This is a genomic window from Jatrophihabitans sp., assembly GCF_036388195.1.
GTDB lineage: Bacteria > Actinomycetota > Actinomycetes > Mycobacteriales > Jatrophihabitantaceae > Jatrophihabitans_A.
The window spans coordinates 1-22,785 of sequence record NZ_DASVSG010000006.1; the positions used below are offsets into that span (position 1 = coordinate 1).

At 74.0% G+C, this 22,785-nt stretch carries 14 protein-coding genes; 12 read left to right on the forward strand and 2 right to left on the reverse strand.

The annotated features are described in order from the left end of the window. The 12 genes from VF612_RS00240 to VF612_RS00295 form a co-directional block, all read left to right on the forward strand. A partial coding sequence (locus VF612_RS00240) for a phosphopantetheine-binding protein (protein ID WP_408657836.1) occupies nt 1-243 on the forward strand: 243 nt, incomplete at its 5' end. Continuing rightward, on the forward strand, nt 240-9,902 hold the full coding sequence (locus VF612_RS00245; protein WP_408657837.1) for a non-ribosomal peptide synthetase: 9,663 nt from the start codon (nt 240-242) through the stop codon (nt 9,900-9,902). The genes VF612_RS00240 and VF612_RS00245, both read left to right, overlap by 4 nt. After that, a complete protein-coding gene (locus VF612_RS00250) occupies nt 9,899-10,849 on the forward strand; it encodes a C45 family autoproteolytic acyltransferase/hydolase (protein ID WP_408657838.1) in 951 nt (316 codons plus the stop codon). The genes VF612_RS00245 and VF612_RS00250 overlap by 4 nt, the downstream gene beginning before the upstream one ends. Before the next feature lie 20 nt (nt 10,850-10,869). Then, the gene (locus VF612_RS00255) at nt 10,870-11,499 is read left to right on the forward strand and encodes an RraA family protein (protein WP_408657839.1); all 630 of its coding nucleotides are present in this window, start codon (nt 10,870-10,872) and stop codon (nt 11,497-11,499) included. Beyond that, nucleotides 11,496-11,765, forward strand: a complete 270-nt coding sequence (locus VF612_RS00260) for an acyl carrier protein (protein ID WP_408657840.1) — start codon at nt 11,496-11,498, stop codon at nt 11,763-11,765. The genes VF612_RS00255 and VF612_RS00260 overlap by 4 nt, the downstream gene beginning before the upstream one ends. Beyond that, the gene (locus VF612_RS00265; protein WP_408657841.1) at nt 11,758-12,675 is read left to right on the forward strand and encodes a hypothetical protein; all 918 of its coding nucleotides are present in this window, start codon (nt 11,758-11,760) and stop codon (nt 12,673-12,675) included. The genes VF612_RS00260 and VF612_RS00265 overlap by 8 nt, the downstream gene beginning before the upstream one ends. A gap of 2 nt (nt 12,676-12,677) precedes the next feature. Next, nucleotides 12,678-13,601: a hypothetical protein gene (locus VF612_RS00270; protein ID WP_408657842.1), complete on the forward strand. Its 924-nt coding sequence runs from the start codon at nt 12,678-12,680 to the stop codon at nt 13,599-13,601. A 124-nt stretch (nt 13,602-13,725) separates the two neighbouring features. After that, nucleotides 13,726-14,496, forward strand: a complete 771-nt coding sequence (locus VF612_RS00275) for a TenA family transcriptional regulator (RefSeq protein WP_408657843.1) — start codon at nt 13,726-13,728, stop codon at nt 14,494-14,496. Then, the gene (locus VF612_RS00280; protein WP_408657844.1) at nt 14,489-15,373 is read left to right on the forward strand and encodes an aminotransferase class IV; all 885 of its coding nucleotides are present in this window, start codon (nt 14,489-14,491) and stop codon (nt 15,371-15,373) included. The genes VF612_RS00275 and VF612_RS00280 overlap by 8 nt, the downstream gene beginning before the upstream one ends. Before the next feature lie 2 nt (nt 15,374-15,375). Next, the gene (locus VF612_RS00285; protein ID WP_408657845.1) at nt 15,376-16,791 is read left to right on the forward strand and encodes a hypothetical protein; all 1,416 of its coding nucleotides are present in this window, start codon (nt 15,376-15,378) and stop codon (nt 16,789-16,791) included. Beyond that, nucleotides 16,788-18,203, forward strand: a complete 1,416-nt coding sequence (locus VF612_RS00290) for a class I adenylate-forming enzyme family protein (protein ID WP_408657846.1) — start codon at nt 16,788-16,790, stop codon at nt 18,201-18,203. Before VF612_RS00285 ends, VF612_RS00290 begins: the two co-directional genes overlap by 4 nt. Then, nucleotides 18,200-19,060: a PhzF family phenazine biosynthesis protein gene (locus tag VF612_RS00295; protein ID WP_408657847.1), complete on the forward strand. Its 861-nt coding sequence runs from the start codon at nt 18,200-18,202 to the stop codon at nt 19,058-19,060. Before VF612_RS00290 ends, VF612_RS00295 begins: the two co-directional genes overlap by 4 nt. A gap of 2 nt (nt 19,061-19,062) precedes the next feature. Here VF612_RS00295 and VF612_RS00300 read toward each other — a convergent pair whose 3' ends face one another. Continuing rightward, on the reverse strand, nt 19,063-22,215 hold the full coding sequence (locus tag VF612_RS00300; RefSeq protein ID WP_408657848.1) for an efflux RND transporter permease subunit: 3,153 nt from the start codon (nt 22,213-22,215) through the stop codon (nt 19,063-19,065). A 15-nt stretch (nt 22,216-22,230) separates the two neighbouring features. Next, nucleotides 22,231-22,623, reverse strand: coding sequence for a hypothetical protein (locus tag VF612_RS00305; protein ID WP_408657849.1), 393 nt, complete (start codon nt 22,621-22,623; stop codon nt 22,231-22,233). Nucleotides 22,624-22,785: the final 162 nt, after the last annotated feature.

Sequence of the window (22,785 nt, forward strand, 5' to 3'; positions counted from 1 at the left end):
TTCTTCGAGCTCGGCGGGCACTCGCTGCTGATCGCCCAGCTGGCCGCCGAGCTCAGCGACCTGCTCGACACCCCGGTCGGCCTCGGCGATGTGTTCCGCCACCCGAGCGTCCGGGCGCTCAGCGGCTGGCTGACCGGCCGCTCCGATGCCGCCGCGCTGGCCGATCGCGCCAGCGCCGTGGTCGAGGTCGCCACCCTGGACGACGCCGAGGTGCTGCGCCGGCTCCGGGCGGTGCCGCAGTGACCATCCTGGACAGCGCCCGCCGGTCGCTGCTCGGCGCGGGGCTCGGCGGCCGCGACCGGCGGCTCGACCAGCCCCGGCTGACCGAGGCGCCGCTGTCTCCGGGGCAGGAACGGCTGTGGTTCCTGCTGCATGCCCTGCCGGACGCGGCGGCCTACAACATGGCGGTCCGGATCCCGGTGCCGGACCGGGCAGCGCCGGAGCTGGTGCGGGCGGCCTGGGACCTGCTGGTGCAACGGCACCCCGCCATGCGGACGGTGTTCGCCCCCGGCCCGGACGGGGTGGCGCAGCGGATCCTCACCGACCCGGCGGGCCTGCCCGAGTGGCAGGTGGTCGACCTGAGCAGCGCGCCGGCGCACCGGGCCGAGGCCGCCGCGGCGGCGTGGATGGCACACACCGCCCGGCTGCCGTTCTCCGAGCTCGACGCGCGCGCCCCGGTCCGGGCCGCCCTGCTCCTGCTGTCCCGCGAGCGGCGCGTCCTGGTGGTCGCGATGCACCACATCCTGTCCGACGGCTGGTCCATGCAGATCCTGCGCCGGGACCTGCAGGAACTGCTCGCGGCGCTGCTGGCGGGCCGCCCGGCGGTGCTGCCGACGCTCGGCCGGGACCATTTCGACTACGCCGTGGACCGGTGTTCGCAGGCGTCCTCGCCGCAGCTGGCCGCTGCCCGCGACTGGTGGCGGGCCGAGCTCACCGGCCTGGCCGGCCCGCTGGAGCTGCCGACCGACTCCCCGCGCGGGTCGCAGCCGGCCGACGGGGCCAGCCTCGGGGTGCTGGTGGGCGCCGACGCCGTCGCGGCGCTGCGCCGGCTGTGCGAGGAATGCGACACGACGCTGTTCGCCGGCGTCCTCGCGGTGGTCTCGGCGCTGCTGCACCGGCTCACCGGCGCCGACGACATCCCGATCGGCACCCCCCGCGCGCAGCGCGCCCCCGACGAGACCGAGCTGGTGGGCTTCTGCGTCGCCACGCTGCTGCTGCGGCTGCGGATCGATCCGGCGGCGTCGTTCCGGGCCCACCTGCTGGCCGCCCGGGCGACGGTGCAGGGCGCGTTCGAGCACGAGGACGTGCCGTTCGAGGTGGTCAGCGCCGACGCCGGCGCCCGCCGCGGCCAGGGCGAGAACCCGCTGTTCGAGACGATGTGCGCGCTGCAGGACACCCCTGGACGGGCGCTGGAGTCCGCCGGCCCCGTTCCGGACGAGGCCCAGCCCTGCGCCGCCCGCTTCGAGCTGTCGTTCTACTTCACCGAGGTCGTCGAGGGCCTGCTGGGCTCTGTGGAGTACCGCCGTGACCTGTTCTCCGCGGACCGGGTCCGCCGGTGCCGCGACCAGCTGCTGACCCTGTGGGAGGCGGCGACCAGCGCCCCGGACGCGCCGCTGCGCGATCTGCCGGTCGAGGGCCCGTCCGAGGTGGCCGCCCGGGTCCGGATCAGCGCCGGGCCGGCCCGCGAGGTGTCCCCGGTGACCCGCGGCGTCGCTCGGATGCTGGCGACCCGGGGCGATTACCCGGCCCTGCGGGGCGCCGGCGTCGAGCTCAGCTACGCCGAGCTGGCCGATCGGGTGGGCGGCTGGCTGGCCGCCTTCGCCGACGCCGGGCTGACCCGGGGCGACCGGCTGGTGGTGGCCCTGGACCGTGGCCCGGATGCGGTGGCAGCAGCGGTCGCCTGCCTGCTCGCCCGCGTGGCATACCTGCCCCTGGACCCCTATGACCCGCCCGCCCGGCTGGCCCGGCTCGTCGAGTCCAGCGGCGCCCGGGCGGTGGCGGCCGAGGGCGATCCGGACTGGCTAGCCGGCCGGGCGGTCGTCCGGCCTGGGGCACTTGCCCTCCCGCCGGCGCCGGTCGAGGGCAGCGGCGACGACTGCGCCTACGTCATCCACACCTCGGGCTCGACCGCCCAGCCCAAGGCCGCTGCCGTAGCGCACCGCACCCTGGACAACCTGATCGGCTGGCAGCTCGAGCACGGCTGCGCCCCGCCCGATGCGACGACCCTGCAGTACGCGCCGCTGGGCTTCGACGTCTCGCTCCAGGAGATGCTGAGCACCCTGGCCGGCGGCGGCACGCTCGTGCTGATCGACCGGGACGACCGCCGCGACGCCCACGCCACCCTGGACGTGTGCGCCCGCCACCGGGTCGAGCGGGTGTTCCTGCCGCCGCTGGTGTTGCGGGAGCTGGCGCAGGCTGCCCGGCTGCGTCCCGACGGAGCGGGACTGCGGGAGGTGATCTGCGCCGGCGAGGCGTTGATCGTGCCGGACGGGATGGCCCGGTTGCTGGCGCCCGGCGGGGTGCTGGTCAACCAGTACGGGCCGGCCGAGACGCACGTCGTCACCGCGCACACCCTGAGCGGCGACCCGGCGGGGTGGCCCACCGTCCCGCCGATCGGGCAGCCGATCTCCAACGTGCACGTCCAGGTCCGCGACGCACACGGCGCCGCCGTCCCGCTGGGCTCTCCGGGCGAGCTGGTCATCGCCGGCCCGGCGGTCGGGCTCGGGTACCTCGGCGACCCGGGGGACAGCCGGTTCGGCTCCGTCGAGATCGGTGGCGTCCGGATGCCCAGCTATGTCACCGGGGACCGGGTCGTCCAGCGCGACGACGGCTGCCTGGTCTACCTCGGCCGCGCCGACCGCCAGGTGAAGGTACGGGGCTTCCGGATCGAGCCGGCCGAGGTGGAGGCCGCGTTGGAGGCGCTGCCGGGGGTGCGGGCCGCCGCCGTCGACGCGGTCGCGGCGCCGTCCGGACGTCGCATCCTGGCGGCCTGGGTCGAGTCGGACCAGCCCCGTGACTGGCGCGCGGACCTGGCCGGCGTGCTGCCGCGGCACCAGCTCCCCGACACCGTGACCCGGCTGGACCAGCTGCCCCGCACCAGCAGCGGCAAGGTCGACCGCGCCCGGCTGGTCCTGGATTCCGCCGACCGGCCTGGGGGCGTGCCGGACGGTCTCTCGGGCAGCTCCCCGGACGGTCTTTCGGGCAGCTCCCCGGCTTCGGGCAGCTCCCCGGACGGCGCTTCGGGCAGCTCGCCGGCCGACGCGGGAGTCCGGGCGGTGGTGCGCGACACCTGGGAGCAGCTGCTCAACCGCGCCGTGGCCCGCGATGACGTCCCGTTCTTCGACCTGGGCGGTGACTCGCTGCTGGCGATGCGGCTCGCGACCCGGCTGCACGACCGGCTCGGGTTGCCGGTCAGCGTGCGTGAGGTGTTCGAGCACGCCACCGTCGGTGAGCTGGCCGCCCACCTGCGCGCGCGCGGAGCGTCCCCGGCCGTCGGCGAGCCGGCGCCGGACGGGACCGCCGCCCCGGTGGCCGGCATCTTCCCGGCCACCGACAACCAGGCCGGGCTGTGGTTCCTGCACCAGCTCGACGGCCTGCACACCGCCTACCAGCTGACCATGGACGTGCCGCTGCCCCGGGGCGTCACCCGGCAGCAGGTCGCCGCCGCGCTCACCGTGCTGGCCACCCGGCATCCGGCGCTGCGCACCTCGCTGCGCGAGCGGGACGGCGTGCTGGTGCAGGACGTCGCGCCACCGGCCGCCGTGGACGTCCGGGAGGTGCGGCTGCCCGACTCGGAGCCGTCGGCCGTCCGGACGCTGGAACGGCAGGTGATCGCCGCCGAGCGGGACGCGGGCTGTGACCTGGGCGCCGGGCCGCTGTTCCGGGCGATGCTGGTGCGCTCGGCGGCCGGGCAGAGCCGGCTGGTCCTGGTGCTGCACCACGCGATCGCCGACGGCTGGTCGCTGGACGTGCTGCGGGCCGAGCTGGCCGCGGTCCTGGAGGGCCGCGAGCTCGGGCCGGCGCCCCGGTCGTTCGCCGAATGGGCCGCGGAGCAGGCCGGCGACCCGGCCGCGGAGGCCGAGCACCGCGAGTACTGGACGGCCGCGCTGGCCGGGGCGGACTTCGCGCTGGACCTGCCGTCGGACCGGCCCCGGCCCGCGACGCCGTCCTCGCGGGGCGCCACCCGGGCCGGCGTCGTCGAGGCCCGCACCGCGCAGCGGCTGCGCGAGGTGGCTGCCGCGGCCGGGACCACGCCGTTCGCCGCGCTGCTCGCCGCTGCCAGCGTGCTGCTCGGACGCCTGGCCCGCACCGAGGACCTGCTGCTCGGCGTGCCGATGGCCAACCGGACGACCCCCGGCCTCGAGCAGGCGGTGGGGTACTTCGCCAACTCGGTGGTGGTGCGGGCGCAGCCGGTCCCGTCGGTGACCTTCCGCGAGCTGGTCCGGTCGGTCGGCGCCCGGCTGCTGGACGCCCAGGCCCACCAGACGATGCCGTTCGAGCGGCTGGTACGCCTGGTGCAACCGCATCGCGAGGCTGGCCGGCATCCGCTGTTCTCGGTGATGTGCTCCTACGACGCGCCGGCGCCGGGCAGCGCAGCAGAGCTCGACCTGGCCGCCGTCGATCCCGGCCGGGTGCAGGACAGCTCGGCGAAGTACGACCTCTCGTTCGCCTTCGAGCCGGCCGGGGACGCGCTGGTGGTCGGCATCGAGTACCGGACCGACCTGTTCGACCACGCCACGGCCGGCGGCTGGCTGGCCGCGCTGCGGGCGCTGCTGGACTCGGCGGCGGCCGAGCCGGACGTCGCGATCGAGCGGCTGTCGGCCGGGCGGGCCCGGCACGTCGATCGCAGCCTGCCGCCGCCGTATCCGGCGATCGGCGTCGCGGCGCGGGTGCTGGCCTGCGCTGCCGCCCACCCGGACTCGGTCGCCGTCGCCAGCAGCGCCGTGGAACTCAACAGCGCCGGCCAGCTCAACAGCGCCGGCCAGCTCAGCAGCGCCGGGCAGCTCAACACCGCCGGCCAGCTCAGCTATGCCGAGCTGGCAGCCCGGGCCGGCGCGCTGGGCAGGCAGCTGGCCGAGCTCCCGCCGGGCAGCCGGGTCGGCGTCCTGGCCGGGCCGGGACCGCAGCTGGCGATCGGCTGGCTCGGGGTGCTGCTGGCCGGCCATACCCTGGTCCCGCTCGACCCCGAGCTGCCGGCGGACCGGCTGCGGGTGATCTGCGACAGCGCGGACGTGGCCGCCGTGGTGATCGAGGACGGCGCCGCGGCTGGCTGGCTCGACAGCGCGCCCAGGCTGAGCGTCCCGAGCGCCGGCGACGGAACCCGCCCGGTGAGCCTGCGCAGCGATGCCCCGGCCTACCTGCTCTACACCTCGGGCTCGACCGGAACTCCCAAGGGGGTCCTGGTGTCGCGGCCGGCGCTGGACCGCTACCTCGCCGACGTGCGCGGCATGTTCGAGCTGACCCCGCGGGACCGGGTGCTGCAGTTCGCCTCGCCCGGCTTCGACGTGGCGATCGAGGAGGTGCTGGGGGCGCTCGCGGCCGGGGCTGCCGTCGTCCCGCGCCCGCCCGGCGCGGTTCCGGCCGCCGAGTTGATGGCGCACTGCGAGCGGCACGGCGTCACGGTGCTCAGCGTGCCCACCAGCTACCTGCCGCTGATCACCGACTGGGGGCGCCGGCGGCGGTTGCCTGCGACGATCCGGCTGGCCGTCGTCGGCGGCCAGCAGCTGGACCCGGACGTGCTGGAGGCCTGGGCGGCGACCGGCATCCCGCTGTGGAACATGTACGGCCCGACCGAGGCGACCATCTCCGCGGTGGCCGCGAAGCTGACCGGTCCACCGGACGGCCGGGTGCCCATCGGGGCTGCGTTGCCGTCCGCCCGGGCGTACGTGCTCGATCCGTCCGGACGTCCGCAGCCGGACTACCTGCCGGGGGAGATCTGTCTCGGCGGCGCCTGCCTCGCCGACGGCTACGTCGGCGCCGACGGCAGCGCGGCGTTCCGGCCGGACCCGTTCGCCCCCAGGCCCGGCGCCCGGATGTACCGGACCGGCGATCTCGGCTGGACCCGCGCGGACGGCCAGCTGGTCTACCTCGGCCGGCTCGATGACCAGGCCAAGGTGCGGGGCTTCCGGGTGGAGCTCGGCGAGATCGAAGCGGCGCTGCGGGCCGAGTCCGGGGTGCGCGAGGCGATGGCCGCGGTCACCGGCCAGGAGCAGATCGTCGCCGCCGTCACCCTCGACGACGGGGGCGCCGGGTTCGACGCCGACGCCCTCCGCGCCGCGCTGGCCCGCCGGCTGCCCCGGTACATGGTTCCGGCGGCGGTGCGGTGCCTGCCGCAGCTGCCCTACACCCCGAGTGGCAAGCCGAACCGGGCCGCGCTCGCAGCCGCAACCGGTCAGGTGAGCGAGCCGGCGGGCGCGCTCACCGGCTCGGCGGCCGAGATCGCCGACCTCTGGCAGAGCCTGCTCGGCCGCCGTCCCACCAGCGTCGAGGACGACTTCTTCGCCGTGGGCGGCCACTCGCTGCTGGCGTTGCGGCTGCTCGACCGGTTGGCCGCCGACCTCGGCGCGCAGTTGACGGTCAGCGAGCTGTTCGCCGCGTCGCGGCTGCGCGACCTGGCCGCGCTGGTCGACGAGCGCCGCTCGGACGCCACGGCCGCCACAGCCCGGGCCATCCCGCTGATCCCGCACAACCCGGACCCGACCGGGCCGGCCACCCCGGCGCAGGCCCGGTTGTGGTATGCCGAGCAGGCCGCTCCGTCCGGCGCCTACAACCTGGCGCTGCGGGTCGACTTCGACGAGCCGGTGCTGCCGGCGGCGCTGGACGCGTCGGTGTCGGCGCTGGCCGCCCGGCACCCGACGCTGCGCACCCTGCTCGCCGCGACCGGGGACGGCTGCGGCCAGCACGTCCAGCCGCCGCGGGCCCAGGTGTTGCGCTGGGTGGAGCTGTCCGATGCGACCAACCCGGACGCAGCCGGGCAGCTGCTTGCCGCCGTCCTCGCCGCCGACGCCGAACGCCCGTTCGAGCTGGCGGCCGAGCACCCCTACCGGGCCGTGGCGGTGAGCCTCGCTCCCGACCGGCACGTCCTGCAGCTGACCTTCCACCACTCGGCGGTCGACGGCCTGTCGATCCCGATCCTCCGGCACGACCTGGCCGAGGGGTACCGGCTGGCCTCGCGCGGCTGCGCGCCGGTCAGCACCCCGGCGGAGCCGAGCTACCTCGACTACGCGCGGTGGTCCGCGGCCCGTCCCGGACGTACCGAACTGCTCGAACGGCTCACCGCGGCGTTGGACGGCGCGCCCCCGGACATCGCGCTGCCCTATGACCGCACCGGCCCGCACACCGACCCGGCTCGCGGCACGCTGGTGGCCTTTCCGTTGCCGCCGGGGACGCTGCGGGTCGTCGACGAGCTGGCGGCGACCTCCGACAGCACCCGGTTCGCGGTCCTCGCCGCGGCCTGGTGCGCCTTCCTGGCGCGGCTCTCCGGGCAGGACGACCTGGTTCTCGGCACGCCGCTGGCCAACCGGACGAACCCGGCGACGGCCGGCCTGGTCGGCTGCTTCGTCAACACCCTGCCGTTGCGGGTCCGGGTGCCCGGCGAGGTGTCCTGGGCAGAGCTGGCCGGCTCCGCCGCGGGCGCCGTCGCCGAGCTGCTGGAGCTGCAGGACGTGGCCCTGGACGACGTGGTCAGCCGGCTCCGCCGGGCCGGCGGGGACGCGCTGCCGTACCAGAGCTGTTTCGTGGTCCAGGACGGGAAGGACACCGGCGTCCGGCCGCAGTGGAGCCCCCCGCGGCGGTGGCCGGTGAAGTTCGACCTGACGCTGTCGCTGGAGGTCGCGGGCGAGGCGGTGCAAGGCTTCCTGGAGGCGCGGTCAGACCGGCTCGACGACGCGACCGTCCAGTTGTGGGCGCGCTGGTTCGTCGGGTTCGTCGAGGCGCTGACGGCCGATCCCGGCACTCCGCTGCAGGCGCTGGACTGGCATCCGGAGCAGCCGCCGGTCACTGCTCGCGGCCCGCGCAACGGCAGCATCGACCCGCTGCAGGGGTTCCTGCGGCAGGTCCGGACCGGTCCCGAACGGCCGGCGGTCAGCACCCCGGCCGGCCGCTGGACCCGCGCGGAGCTCGCCGCGCTCACCGCCGAGGTGCTGGACGAGCTGGCCGCGGCGGGGGTCGTCGAAGGCGACCGGGTGGCGCTGGCCATCGCCGACCCGGCCCGGCGGATCGCCGCCGAGCTGGCCTGCCTGGCGGCCGGCGCGGCCTTCGTCCCGCTCGACGTCAGCCAGCCGGACGGCCGGCGGGCCCGGATCCTGGAGGCGGCGGCCGTCCGGGCGGTGCTCAGCGACCAGCCGGCCCGGCCACCAGCGGCCTTGCCCGCCCCGGCCGTCCGCTTCCGTGCCGTCGACCCGGCGCTGCCCGCCTACGTGATGTTCACCTCCGGATCGACCGGAACCCCCAAGGGCGTGGTCATCGACCGGGGCGCGCTGGCCGCGCACGTGGCCAGCTACGACTTGCTGCTGTCGGTCAACGCCTCGGACGTCTGCTCGCACCTGGCCTCGCCGGCCTTCGATGCGGCCATCGGCGAGGTGATGCCCGCGCTCGCCGCCGGGGCGCAGGTCGTGACGCCGCCCGCTGAGGTGGTCGCCGACACCCGGGCGCTGCTCGGCTGGCTGGCCGAGGCCGGCGTCACCGTGGCCTTCGCTCCGACGCCGCTGGGGGAGTTGCTGTTGGCCGAGCTCGAACGGGACCCGTCCGCCACCCCACCGGCGCTGCGGGTGCTCTACGTCGGCGGGGCGCAGCTGCGCCGCCGCCCCCCGCCGGGCCCGTTCCGGATGCTCAACCTCTACGGCCCGACCGAGACCACGGTGGCGGCGACCTGGGCGGAGGTCTCGGCCGAGGGCTGGGGGCTGCCGCCGATCGGCACGCCGCTGGCCGGCGCCACGGTGCACGTGCTCGGCGAGGACGGCGCGCCGTGCGGGCTGGGCGAGCCCGGTGAGCTCTACATCGGCGGGGACAAGGTGGGATCGGGCTACCTGAACGACCCCGAGCGCACCCGCGCCGCCTTCGTGCCCAGCCCGGACGGCGACGGGTCGGTGGCCTACCGCACCGGCGATCTGGTGCGCTGGCGCTCCGACGGCAGCCTGGACTACCTCGGCCGGCTGGACCGGCAGGTGCAGCTGCGTGGCGTCCGGGTGGAGCCGGCCGAGGTCGAGGCCGCGTTGCTGCGGCTGCCCGGCGTGCGCCAGGCCCACGCGGCGCCGCTGGCCTCGGCAGCGGGCGCGGATCCCGTCCTGGCCGCCTGGCTGGTGGTCGACGAGCCGCAGGGCGAGGCCGCGCGCCGCCGGGTCATCGCCGCCGAGCTGCCCGCGGCGATGGTCCCGGCGCGGATCGCCGAGCTGGCCGCGTTCCCCCTGACGGTCAGCGGCAAGATCGACACCCGGGCGCTGCAGCAGCTGCTGCCGGCCGTCGAGGACGGCCAAGACGGCGAGGACGGCCGTGCCGGCCGGGAGGGCAACGACGATCCGATGGTCGGCTGGTGGACGGCGACGTTCGGCACGCTGCTCGGCCGCGCGGTCGGCCCGGACACCGATTTCTTCGCCGCCGGCGGCCACTCGCTGCTCGCCGCCCGCGCGCTGGCGCTGGCCCGGGAGGAGTTGGGCATCGACCTGCGGGTGCACCAGATGTTCGCCACCCCCACCGCGCGGCAGCTTGCCGAAGCCACCCTCGACGCCGCCGAGCTGACCATGGACCCGGTCGAGCTGACCCTCGACCCGGCCGCGCTGGCCCCCGACCCGGCCGAGCTGGCCCCCGGCGCGGACGAGCTGACCCCCGGCGCGGACGGGCCGGACAGGGCCGAGCGCGACCCGGCGGCCAGCCGCGCCCGCCGCAGTGGTGAGGTGGCGTCATGATCGTGATACCGGTGAGCGGGCCGCCGCGGGAACGCGGCGAAGCGGTGGGGCGCGCGCACCGCGACGCCATCTCCCGGCTGCTGGCCCGGCGGACCACCCCGGCCGCCGCGGTGCAGCCGTACGCCGAGTGTGTGCGACAGCAACTGCCTATCCTGGCCGCCGAGGTGGCCGGCCTGGCCGCGGGCAGCGGCATAGCCGAGGACGACGCCTGGTGGCTGCAGCTGCGCCGGGAGCTGCTCGCCGTCCCGGCCGGTGACTGTACGACGGCGGCGTTCGCTTCCGCTGGGCTGATCGGCCAGACGGTCGACCTGCCACCCGGCCTGGGCGACGGGTTGCACGCGCTCGACATCGCCCCCGACGGCGAGAGCCCGGCCGCGCTGGTGGTCACCTTCGCCGGGCTGCTCGGGTACCTGGGCATCAACGCGGCAGGCCTGGCGGTCGGGATCAACATGGTGCAGTCGGCGGACTGGGGCATCGGAGTGCCGCCGTACCTGCTGGTCCGGGCGGTGCTGGGCTGCCGCGGGCTGGACGAGGCGGTGGACCTGCTGCGCACGGCGCCGCGGGCGAGCTCGCGCGTCCTGACCCTGCTGGCCGGGGATGCCGCCGCGGTGGTGGAGATGACCGCCACGGACCTGCGGGTCACCGAGGCCGCGACGGCGGCGATGACCAACCACTTCGTGCACCCGGACCTGGCTCCGCTGGACACCTCGGAGCCGGCTGCCCGGATGGAGTCGCGGGTGCGCCGACGGCGGCTGCAGGTGCGGCTCGGGGAGACCTCGCCGGATGTGGCGGGGCTCCAGCGCACCCTGCTGGACCCGGCCTTCCAGGTCAACGGACCGGTGCTGGCCACGGTCGCGACGGTGGTGTCCGAGCCCGGACGCGGCCGGGTCCACGTGCGGCCACGCAACGGCGACTGGCAGACGATCACCGGAAGCTGGGCGGCCTGATGGAACCCCTGACAGATCCCATGTCGACCTCGGCCGTGTCCGACGCGCTGGACATGCTCGGCGTGCCGGGGCAGCTCAGCGGCATCCGGGCGATGGTGCCGGGGGCCCGGTGCGCCGGCCCGGCCTACACCGTCACCTTCGCCCCGGTCACCGACGCGAGCGAGGGCACGGCCGCCGACTACCTGGAGGACGTCGCGCCCGGCTCGGTGGTGGTGCTCGACAACGCCGGCCGCACCGACTGCACCGTGTGGGGTGACCTGCTGACGGCGTTCGCGGGCCTGCGCGGGGTGGCCGGCACGGTGGTGTGGGGCGCGGCGCGCGACAACGCCGAGTGCGTCCGGGCCGGCTACCCGGTGTTCGCCGCCGACGGCTGGATGCGGACCGGCAAGGGCCGGGTGCGGCGGGTCGCGGTCGGCGCGCCGGTGGAGATCGGTGGCGTCCGGATCGAGGCGGGCGACATGATCGTGGCCGACGACGACGGCGTGGTGTGCGTGCCGGCCGCGCACTGGCCACGGGTGTGCGAGCTCGCCGGCGAGGTGGAGCGTCGGGAGGCCGCGATCAAGGACGCGCTGGCGGCCGGCGTCTCGCTGGCTGAGGCCCGCCGGAGGAACCGGTACTCCGACCTCGGCCCGGGTGGGCAGATCAGATGACCGATCAGACGACCGACCAGATCACCGACTCCGAGTGGCTCCGGATGCGGATCGCCGAGCTGGGGGACGCCGGCGCGGCCGGGGCGCCGGAGACCAGCACGCTGCGCGAGCTCGGCCTGCAGTCGGTGGACTTCGTCGTGCTGCTGGCCGAGATCGAGCAGCGGCTCGGGGTGCCGCTGGAGGACGAGGATCTCGATGACGAGAACTTCGCCGACGTCCGCGCCCTGGACCGGCTGCTGGCGCGGGTGCGAGGCCGGCATGGCTGACTTCGGCCTGGGCGCGTTCGCCGCCTGCACCGGCGCCCCGACCCCGCTCGGCGAGCTGGGTCTGGACGCCGGCGCGCACGACGCGCTGTCCGGGGGCGGCATGGAGTCGGTGCTGGTGGCCACCCGGACCCCGGTCGAGATGGCGGTGAGCTCGTTGCGGGCGACCCTGGACGCGGCGGCCGGCGTCGACCCCGGGCAGATCGCGACCGTGGTGTGGGGGACCACCAGCTTCACCGAGCGCAGCTGGTACACCGACGACATCAGCCATGCCGTGACCGGGCTCGGCCTGGGGCAGGCCGACGTGGTCGGGGTGACGCTGGGCGAGTGCGGCAACATCGGGCCGGCCCTGCGCGCCTGCCGGGCGCTGGTGGCGGAGACCGGACGGCCGGCGCTGCTGGTCTGCACCGATGCGGCGCGTCCTGGGGCGTCCCGGGTGGTCGCGCCGAACGTGGCGATCCTGTCCGACGGAGCCGCCAGCTGTCTGGCCGGCGCCGGCGGGCCGGTGAGCGTGGTGGTGGAGTCGATCGGGCAGGCGTCCAACCACCGGTTGCGGGCGCTGGATCCGAACGTCGACGGGATGCGCGCCCTGCGGATCACCGCGAAGGGTGTCGCGCTGGCGGCCCAGCGCGCGCTGGAGGCCGCCGGCCGCACCGCGGCGGAGGTCGGCATGCTGCTGCTGCCGAACTACAACGCCTCGGCCCAGGCGCTGTTCGCCCAGCAGTGCGGCATCGAGCTGGGACGGGTGCGGACGCCTACCCTGGCCAGCCATGCCCACCTGTTCGCCGCCGATGTGCTGACCGGGCTCCCGCTGCTCGCCGCCGAAGCAACCCACGGCGACGTGGTGCTCGCCATCGCCGCCGGCACCTGCACGTGGGCCGGGGTCGTCTGCCGGATAACGAAGGAGATGTAGGTATGGACAAGCTGCTCGACGTGACACTGCGCGAGGTCAGCCTTGCCACCGACTACGACGTCACCGTGGACGAGGGACTGGACCTGCTCACCGGCCTGGCCCGGACGGGGATCGACATCGCCGAGATCGGCTACGTCCGGCCGTGGCTGTGGGACCGGCTCGGTTCCTGGGAGTCCTGCCCGCCAGCGGTGCTGAGCAAGGCGCGGGCGGCGCTGGGCGACACCCAGCTGTCGGTGTTCGTCCATCTCGGGGCGGTCAGCGCGGCCGAGCTCGCCGTGCTGCGCGACGAGGGCGTCGACCTGGTACGGGTCGGCATCGGGCCGCTGGTCGAAGCCGACCGGATGCGCGCGTTCGCCGAGGACCTGCACCGGTGCGGGCTGCCGTTCAGCATCAATGCGATCCGGGCGTCGCAGCGGACGCTCGAGGACGCGACCGCGCTCGCCCGGCTGGCTGCCGAGACCGGGGCGCGGGTGCTCTATTTCGCCGATTCCAACGGGGCGCTGTACCCGGGCCGGGTGGCCGAGCTGACCCGGGCGATGCGAGCCGGCGCCGACGTCCCGCTCGGGCTGCACGCCCACGACAACCTCTCGCTGGCCTTCGCCAACGCGCTGAGCGCGATGGACCACGGGGTCACCTGGCTGGACTCCTGCCTCGGCGGCGCCGGCAAGGGCGGCGGCAACCTCTCGACCGAGCGGATCGCGCTCTACCTGCACAGCGCCGGCATCCGGCGGTTCGCCCTGACCACCATCGACGGCCTGACGCACAGCTGGCTGGCGCCTCGCAAGCTCGCCCCGCCCGGCTTCTGGGAGGCGGTGAACGGCACGCTCGACCTGGACATGGAGGACTGCCTGCGCGCCGGCGCGCTGGCCCCGGACGAGCGAGCGCAGCACTACCAGTCCACCTACGGCCTGACCCTGTCGAATTGAGCCCGCCGAAGCCCAGCCCTGCGCAACCCAGCGACCCCGTCCACCCGAGCCCTCTCCACCCAAGCCCTCTCCACCCGAGCCCTCTCCACCCGAGCCCTCTCCACCCGAGCGAAAGGGAGCAGACATGACTCTCGCCGAGCGCACCCAGTCGGCATTCGTCGCCGAGCTGGATCAGCTGATCCACGACCGGCGCAAGATGACCAGCCCGCTGTACCAGCACATCCTCGCCGGGCGCGCCTCGGTGGGGCTGCTGCGCGAGTTCGTGGTGCACCGATACCCGATCAAGGCGATGTGGACGCGCAACATCCTCGGCATCGCCTCCCGGGTCGAGGACTACCAGCTACGCCGGGAGCTGGTGGAGAACATCTACGAGGAGGAGACCGGCCAGCTGACCGGCGGCGGCCGGCACCTGGACACCTTCGTCGACGTCGGGCTTGCGTTCGGGCTGACCCGCGAGCAGGTGACGGAGGCGCCGGAGCGGCTGCCGGAGACGCAGGCGGTCATCGACCACAACGTCTGGGCCTGCAATTCCCCGGACGTGCACTTCACGGTCGGCGTGGCGTCGGTGCTGCTGCTGATGGAGGGCCAGCCGCCGATCGTCGACCCGTCCGGGCGCAGCATGGAGCAGGTCATGCGCGAGACCTACGGCCTGCCGTCCAAGGCGAACACGTTCTTCCTGCACCATGCCTCCAGCGCCGAGGAGGACCATGTCTCCGAGCTCGAGGACGATCACGCCGAGACCGCCCGCCGGCTGCTGGCCGCGTACTGCGTGAGCGATGCCCAGCAGGCGGCGGCCTACGACGGCCTGGCGCGCGCGATCGAGCTGCGGCACCGGCACTTCGACGCGATCCTGGCGCGCGATCCCGGCGGCGAGCCGTTCCGCTTCCATGGCTGAGCTCGACTCCTTCTACGACACCGCGATCTGCGACGGGGTGGCCGTCCCGGTCGGGTCGTTGGCGCTCTCCGTCGAGAGCCAGGCGCTGCGGTACGGGCTCTCGGTGTTCGAGGGGCTGCGCGGCTACCTGCCCGCCGAGCCGGGCGGTCCGGCCGTTCCGTTCGCGGTGGCAGCGCACCTGCGCCGGCTGGTGAGCTCCCTCGCGCTCGCCGCGCTGCCGCCGGTCGATCCGGACGCGGTGGCCGGCTGGGTCGACCAGCTGTTCCAGACGGCGCGGCCCAGCAGCGATTGCTACCTGCGCATCGCGGTGTCCGCAGCCGGGGTGGGCGGCCTGACCGATCAGCCGCGGATGCAGACCACCCTGACGCTGCGCCCGATGGGCCGCAAGCGCTGGCTCGCCGAGGGCGTCGGGCTGGCGCTGGGCCTCGGCCCATGCAAGGGCTCCGACGAGCTGCTCTCCCACCAGTGCAAGTGCATCGCGCACTACGCCGGGGCGCGCCGGGCGCTGCTGGCGGCCAAGGCGGACGGCTTCGACAGCGTGCTGCTGCGCGCCGCCGACGGCCGGCTCGCCGAGGCGCCGACGGCGAACCTGTTCCTGGTGCGGGGCGAGGAGCTGCTGACCCCGACCCTGGACAGCGGCGTGCTGGCCGGAATCACCCGGCAGGCGCTGCTCGATCTCGCGCCGGGCCTCGGGCTGCGCCCGCGCGAGACCGACCTGTGGCCGGCGGATCTCGACGACGCCGACGAGGTGTTCCTGTGCGGGACGGGCATCGAGGTCGGCCCGGTCGCCCGGGTCGGAACCCGGTCGCTGCCAGCACCCGGGCCGGTGACCAAGGGCCTGGTCGAGGCGTACTTCGCTGCCGTGCGTTCGGGCTGAGGATGATCCTCCTGGACCGGATGCACCGGCTGGCGCGGGCGGGCCCGGCCGGCTGGCCGCGCGCGTGGTCGCCCGAGCAGACCGCGAGCTTCCAGAACACGCCGTACCACCCGAGCCTGGTGCCGCTGCTGGTCGACCGCGCCGAGGTGGCCGCCATGACACCGGTCATCGAGACCTACCTGCGCGCGCTCGATGCCACCGTGCGCCGCTACCTTTCCGATCCTGCGATGCGGGCCTGGTTCGGGCTGGACCCGGCGGCCGAGGCGCTGATCTGCGCCGAGGGGGAGGGCCGCGCCCGGGTCGAGGTGTGCCGGCTGGACGGCTACCTGGCCGACGGCCGGCTGTGGGTCCTGGAGAACAACGCCGACGCGCCGGCCGGCACGCTGTTCACGCCCCGGCTCAATGCCTACGTCGCGGCGGCCGCGGGCTATCGCGCCGATCCGCGGTTGCCGATGGAGCGGTCCGAGGACGCGTTCCTGGACGTGCTGTGCCCTGGTCGTTCGAGTAGTCGGGTCCGAATCCTGCAGCCAGCTGGCCGGTCGAACCGGGAGTCGATGGAGATCGCGGCGGCGCTGCGCGGGCGGGGAGTCGACGCCGAGGTGATCGACCCCCGGCAGCTGGACGCCGGCGCTGCCCAGTTCTGCCACGAGGGACGACCGGTCGACGTGATCTGGAACAAGATCAACACGGTGGGCTGGCGGGACATCATCGCCGCTGCTCCCGAGCTGGTCGAGCCGTGGTGCGCCACGCTGGCCGCGGGCGGGACCCGGCATCTCAACGGCTTCGCCGCGCGCTATGTCGCCGAGAGCAAGCTGTGCCATGCGTGGTTGAGCTCCGCGGACGGCCGGCGTCAGCTGGCCCCGGACGAGCAGCGGGCGGTGGCCGCGCTGGTTCCGCCGACTGTGCGGCTGGGGCGGCAGATGGACATCCCCTGGCTGTCCGATGTAGCTGAGGCGTCGAACGCTGAGCCGTCGAACGCTGGGCCGTCGAACGCTGAGCCGTCGAACTCTGGGCCGTCGAACGCTGGGCCGTCGAACTCTGGGCCGTCCAACGCGGGCGTGCCGCAGGCGGGTGACCTGCCGGGCGCGGTGCTCGATCACCAGGCCGGCCTGGTGCTCAAGGCCCCGTACGACATCCGCGGCGACGGGGTCACGGTCGGCCGGGCGGTATCGCCGCAGGACTGGGCCGCGCGGTTGCGGGAGATGCTCGATTCCGATGGCGGCGTGCTACAGCGCTACCTCGCCCCGACCGAGGTGCCGGTGGTCACCGACCGGACCGCGGTGCTGCGCAGCAGCCTGGACTGGTTCGTCTTCGGCGGGCGGGTGGTGGGGCTGGGCAGCAAGGCCGGCGTCGGTCACAAGGTGAACCTGTTCCAGGGCGGCACCAAGCTGGCGGTGTTCCAAGAGGACGCATCATGAGCCGCGACGGCGCGCTCGGCGTCGAAGCGGTGCGCTCCCGGCTCGGGGTCGGCGGCCTCGTCGAGGCGATCGCGGGCTCGGCGGGCGGGGTGAGCGGTCCGGGCGGGGTGGCCTGGACCGGCGGCGAGCTGGTCGCGGCCGCATCCGAGCTGGAGTGGGAGCTTCGCCGCCAGGGGGTGCGGCCCGGCGCGATCGTGGGATGGGCCGGCGCGGCTGCGCACCGTGGCCTGGCCGCCGAGCTGGCCTGCCTGATGCTCGGCGCGGTCGCGGCGCCGATGCCACCGGACGCGCTGGAGAAACCGCCGCTGCTTCTCGACCATCGCCTCGACCTCGCCACCGGCGCCGTCCAGGCCGCGCTTGAACGTCCAACGTCCGCCGGGGATCAGCAGGATGATGCTCCGCTGGTCGGCGCGAAGTTCACCTCCGGAACGACCGGGCCGCGCAAGGCGGTGGGCGTCCCGGCCGCGCACCTGGAACACACCTGGGCCGGCCTGGACTCGATCTTCGGCATCGGCGGCGACGACGTGGTGCTCGCGCCGCTGGAGCCACACGTCTGGCTGCAGCGGACGCTGCTGCTGCTGGCGCTGGCCCGTGGCGCCCAGGTGGTGCTGGCCGCCGATCCGCGCCGGCTGGGCAGCGCGCTGCGCTCGACGCGGCCGACGGTGGTCTTCGCGGTGCCGAGCGTGCTGGCTGCGGTGGCCGAGGCCGCCCAGCGAACCGGCCGCCCGCTGGCCGAGGTGTGGGGCGGCCGGCTGCGCAGCCTCGGCACCGGCTCGGCGCCGTCCCCGGCCAGCCTGATCGAGTCCTACCGGCAGGCCGGGATCGATCTGCATGAGGGGTACGGGACGTCGGAGACCGGCATGATCGCCAAGAACGGGCCCGGCCGCTGCCGGCTCGGTACGGTCGGGCCGGCCTTTCCCGGCGTGAGGCTCGACCTGGTCGACGGAATCGTCCGGGTGCGCTGCTCGGCGTTGCCCGCGCCGCGCTATCTCGACGGGTCCCCGATCGGTGGCCGGGAGTCGGCCGACACCCACCTGACCCGCGACCTGGGCCGGTGGGATCCGGACGGTTACCTGACGCTGCTGGGCCGGGCCGACGACGTGATCACCCTGCCGTCAGGGCGGAAGGTGCATCCGCAGCTGGTGGAGGAACAGGTGCGTGAGGTGCCCGGGGTCGCCGACTGCGCGGTGTTCGCCGACGAGCGGCACCGGCTGCGGGCCGCGGTGGTGCCGACGCCCGGGACGCCCGCCGAGCTGGTGTACGCGGCGCTGCGCGAGCACGGCAGTGCTGCGGCCGACGACACCTGGCCGGCGCCGGTGGTGCTCGCCGCAGATGCGCATTTACCTCGCAACTCACAGGGCAAACTGGTGCGTCACGAACTGATCCGCTTATCCGAACAGGGATGGCGATGACGGCGATCTCCGTCGAGCACTGGGAGGTGTTCGCGCGGGAGCCAGGCGGCGGCAATCCGTGCTACCTCATCCGCGCCACCGAGGCCGTCGCTGTCGAGGCCGCGCAACTGGCCGCCCGGCAGCACGGCGCCGAGGCCGCGATAGTCGCTGTGGAAGAGGCCGGCATCGCGCTGCGGTTCTTCTCCCCGGGTGGCGAGATGGCGATGTGCGGGCACGCGACCATCGCCGCGGTGACGGCGCTGGTCGCGGCGGGCGAACTCGAGGGGACCAAGACTGTCGCCCGTACCAGCGCGGGCAGCTTTCCGGTCGGCTGGGACCACGGCAGGCCGCCGCTGGTCAGCATCGACCACCTCGATCTGCAGATCGGCCCGGCGGTTGCCGCGACCGGTGAGGTGGCTGGGTCACTCGGCATGCCGGCCGACAGGATGACCGGCGGCGACCTGCGGGTGGTGAGCATCGCGCGGGCGAAGCTGCTGGTGCCACTGGTCGATGCCGAGGCTGTGCATGCGGCGCGGCCGGACCCCGACCGGCTGGCCGAGCTGTGCCGGGCGGTCGGCGCGACCGGCGCCTACGTCTTCGCCCCGCATCCGGACGGCCGTCCCAACCACCTGGTCGCCCGGCAGTTCCCGGTGGATGCCGGGATGGCCGAGGACCCGGCGACCGGCGTGGCGGCCGGCGCGCTGGCGGCCTACCTCGCGTCCGCATCCGGATGGTCGGACATCGAGGTAGATCAGGGCGACGCGATGGGCCGGCCGAGCCGGTTGCAGGCCCGTGCCTTCGCCGCCGACGGCGCCGTCAGCCGGGTCCAGGTCGCCGGCCGCGCCCAGCTGATCGGGCAGGAGCGATTCAGGCTCTGAGCTCAGGAATGCTGGAGCACCGGCGCGTCGCTGTGACTCTCGCTGCCCTGAGCCCGGGCCGAGCGGCTCTTGCCGAAGCGCAGGTAGAGCGACGGCACCACGAACAGGTTGAGCAGGGTCGAGGACACCAGCCCGCCGATGATCACCACTGCCATCGGGTGTTCGATCTCGTGCCCGGGAATGTCGCCCAGCACCACCAGCGGCACCAGCGCGAGCCCGGTCGCCAGCGAGGTCATCAGGATCGGCGCCAGCCGCTCCCGGGCGCCGCGCAGCACCAGGTCAGGGCCGAAGGTCTCGCCTTCGTACTTCTCCAGATGCTGGCAGTGGTTTATCAACAAGATTCCGTTGCGGGCGGCGATGCCCAGGATGGTCAGGAACCCGACCAGGGATCCCAGGGAGATGACGCCGCCGCTGAGATACGCCGCGATGACGCCGCCGACCAAGGCCATCGGCAGCATCAGCATGCTCAGGGTGGCAAGCCGCCAGCTGCCGAACGCTGCCTGCAGCAGCGCGAAGATGGCCACCACGGTCAGCGCGCTGTAGATCAGCAACCGGGTTTGCGCAGTCTTGCGCTCGGTGTACTCGCCGAGCAGTTCGGCGTTGTATCCCTGCGGAAGGCTCAACTGCTCGAGCTTGCGTTCCAGGTCCCCGACGACCGCGCCCAGGTCACGCCCGCTGACATTGGCGCCGATGTCGATCCGCCGGGATCCGTCCTCGCGCCTGATGATGTTCGGCGTCGGCGCGGTCCGCACCTCGGCCACCTGGCTGAGGCGCACCTGGCCGCCGGTGGGCGTGTCGAGCAGCAGGTTGCGCAGGCTGTCGGGATCGTGCCTGGTCTCCGGCGTGCTCCATACCCGCACGTCGAACGCCTTGCCTTGGCGGAACACGTCATTGACCTCTTCACCGGCCATCAGGGTCGCGGCGGCGCGCCGGACGTCGCCGGGCTTGATGCCGTACTGCTGGGCCTTGATCAGGTCGACCTTCACCTCGAGCTGCGGGATCTCCGACTGCAACTCCACGTGTTCCTCGATGGTGCCGTCGATGCCGGCCAGGATGCCGCGGATCTCCTCGGCCTTGGTGCGCATCACCTCGAGATCGGTGCCGTACAGCCGGATGACGATGGCCTCGCCGGCGCCCGCCAGCACTTCCCGGATCCGTTCCTTCAGGTACGTCTGCACGTCCCGTTGGAGGCCGGGGTAGCCGGCGACGACGTCCTGGACGGCGGCCAGGGCGGTGTCGTAGTCCGCCTTCGGGTCGATGCTGATCCAGTTCTCACCGAAGTTGATGCCCACCACCTCGTCGGCGTTGCTGGCCTGCCCGATGTGGGAGCCGAAGTTCCGGACGCCCGGAACGGCCAGCAGCTCCTTGCTCGCCTGGGTGGAGATGCGGACCTGCTCCGGATGCGAGGTGCCCGGCTGGGTCACCCAGTGCATGAGGAAGTCGCGTTCCTTGAAGGAGGGCAGCATCGACTGGCCCAGCAGCGGCACCAGCAGGATCCCGAGGATCACGACGACGCCGAACACCCCGTAGGCCCGCTGCGGCTTGCGGACGATGCGTGCCAGCGCCGCGGTGTACCCGCGTTGCAGCACCCGGACCAGTGGCGGCTCCTTGGTGGTCAGCGGAGCCTTGGACAGCAGGATCAGCGACAGCGCAGGGGTGATCGTCAACGCGACGAGCATCGAGACCGCCACCGCGATGGTGTAGGAGGCAGCCAGCGGCCGGAAGAACGAACCGGTCAGGCCTTCGAGGAAGAACACCGGCACCGCGGCCGCGACGATGATCAGCGTGGCGTAGACGATCGGGCCCCGCACTTCCAGCGACGCTTCCAGGATCACCGAGGCGGTGCGCCGGCCGGTGCTCTCGCGGTGGTTCTGCCGCAGCCGTCGCATGATGTTCTCGATGTCGATGATGGCGTCATCGACCACCACGCCGACCGAGATCACCAGGCCCGCGAGCACCATCGTGTTGATCGTCGAGCCGCGCCAATACAGCACCAGGCCGGCAGACACCAGCGACAGCGGTATGGCGATCAGGCTGATCACCGCGGTGCGCCAGGCGAACAGGAAGGCCACCAGCACCAGCACCACCAGCAGGCAGCCGAGCAGCAGGGCGCTCGACAGGTTGTCCAGCGCGGACTCGATGAAGGTCGCCGGACGGAAGATGGTGGTGTCGACGGTCACGCCGGTGAGGCCGGGTTGCAGCTCCGCGAGCACGTCCTCGACGCCCTTGGTCACCTCCAGCGTGTTGCCCCACGGCAGCTTCTCCACGATGAGCATGAGCCCGGGTTTGCCGTCGATGACCGCGTCGCCGATCAGTGGCTGGTGATCCACCACGACCCGGGCCACATCGCTGATGGTCAGCGACGCCTGCTCGTTCTCGCGCAGCGAGACCCGGCCGAGCTCGTCAGGCCGCACGATCGGCAGCACGTGCTCGATGCCCAGCCGCTGGTCCGCGGTGTCGATGAACCCCCCGGTGCCGACGACTGCCCCGTTGGCGTACTTGAGCAGGCCGGCATCCATCGAGTCAGCGGTGGCTCGCATGAGTTCGTTCAGCGAGACCTTGTGCTTCTCCAGCAGGGCGGGATCGGCCTGCACCTGCAACTGCTCCTGCCGCATGCCCCAGATCGCGACGTTCGCGACGCCGTGCACCCGCATCAGCGCGGTGCGGATCTTGTAGCGCGCCAGGGTGGAAAGCTCGATCAGCGACAGGGTGTCCGACGAGACGCCGATCTTCATGACCCGGCTGGTCGCTGACAGCGGCTGGATCATCGCCGGCGGCCGCGCCCAGGCCGGCAGGGTCGGGGTGACGGTCGCAACCCGTTCTTGCACGAGCTGACGGGCATTGAGCAGCTCGGTGCCCTGGTCGAAGATCAGCTCGATGGACGACAGTTGGGAGACCGACTTCGATCGCATGACGTCGAGCCCCTCGACGCCGTTGAGCGCCTCCTCCAGGGGGACGGTCACCAGCTGCTCGACCTCGGCGGCGGTCAGCCCGAGCGCCGCGGTCTGCACCTCGACGCGCGGCGGAGCGAACTCCGGGAAGACGTCGACCGGAGCGCTCGCCAATTGCACGCTGCCCAACGCCAGCATGCCCATCGCCAGCGCCAGCGCCAGGAACCGGAAGCGGAGGCTGGTCGAGACGATCCATCGCATCATGGTGATCTCCCGAGCTCAGCTGAGGCCGGCTTCGGCGCCGGACAGCTCGGCCGACCCGGTGGTCACCACGCTGGCGCCGACGGGTGGGCCGGCTCTCAGCACCGCGACGTCCCCGGCATAGTGGTCGACGACGACCGGGGATCGGGCGTACACCCGTGGCCCGAGCACCAGATAGGCCGCGGCCTGCCCCTTCTTGTCGAACAGCAGCGCCGTGAACGGAATCGCCATGCCTGCCGCCCCGCCACGCTTGAGGGTCGCCGGGCGGACCGGACTGGTCTGCAATCCAAGCCGCTCGACGGCTCGGTCGGTCAACGTCAGCTTCGTCGGCTGGCCGGCTGTCTTCTGCATGGTGACTGGTTTCGGGCCGCTGGCCTTCTTCTCGGTGCCGGCCTGGGAGCAGCCGGACATGCTCAGGCAGCCTGTCACCGCGACGGCGATGCAGGCGTTACGGCGCGGCATGGGTCACGACCGGGATCTGGCCGTTGTGGCTGCCGTCGGTGTCCATCGGCCGCGGCTCGGTTCGCTCCGGTGTGGGGGTGTCCGGCCGCCGGGTCGGCGCATGGCGCAGGT

Coding starts and splice junctions, on each gene's coding strand:
- VF612_RS00250 (WP_408657838.1), top strand. CDS start 9,899: ATGATCGTGATACCGGTGAGCGGGCCGCCGCGGGAACGCGGCGAAGCG.
- VF612_RS00255 (WP_408657839.1), top strand. CDS start 10,870: ATGTCGACCTCGGCCGTGTCCGACGCGCTGGACATGCTCGGCGTGCCG.
- VF612_RS00260 (WP_408657840.1), top strand. CDS start 11,496: ATGACCGATCAGACGACCGACCAGATCACCGACTCCGAGTGGCTCCGG.
- VF612_RS00265 (WP_408657841.1), top strand. CDS start 11,758: ATGGCTGACTTCGGCCTGGGCGCGTTCGCCGCCTGCACCGGCGCCCCG.
- VF612_RS00270 (WP_408657842.1), top strand. CDS start 12,678: ATGGACAAGCTGCTCGACGTGACACTGCGCGAGGTCAGCCTTGCCACC.
- VF612_RS00275 (WP_408657843.1), top strand. CDS start 13,726: ATGACTCTCGCCGAGCGCACCCAGTCGGCATTCGTCGCCGAGCTGGAT.
- VF612_RS00280 (WP_408657844.1), top strand. CDS start 14,489: ATGGCTGAGCTCGACTCCTTCTACGACACCGCGATCTGCGACGGGGTG.
- VF612_RS00285 (WP_408657845.1), top strand. CDS start 15,376: ATGATCCTCCTGGACCGGATGCACCGGCTGGCGCGGGCGGGCCCGGCC.
- VF612_RS00290 (WP_408657846.1), top strand. CDS start 16,788: ATGAGCCGCGACGGCGCGCTCGGCGTCGAAGCGGTGCGCTCCCGGCTC.
- VF612_RS00295 (WP_408657847.1), top strand. CDS start 18,200: ATGACGGCGATCTCCGTCGAGCACTGGGAGGTGTTCGCGCGGGAGCCA.
- VF612_RS00300 (WP_408657848.1), bottom strand. CDS start 22,215: ATGATGCGATGGATCGTCTCGACCAGCCTCCGCTTCCGGTTCCTGGCG.
- VF612_RS00305 (WP_408657849.1), bottom strand. CDS start 22,623: ATGTCCGGCTGCTCCCAGGCCGGCACCGAGAAGAAGGCCAGCGGCCCG.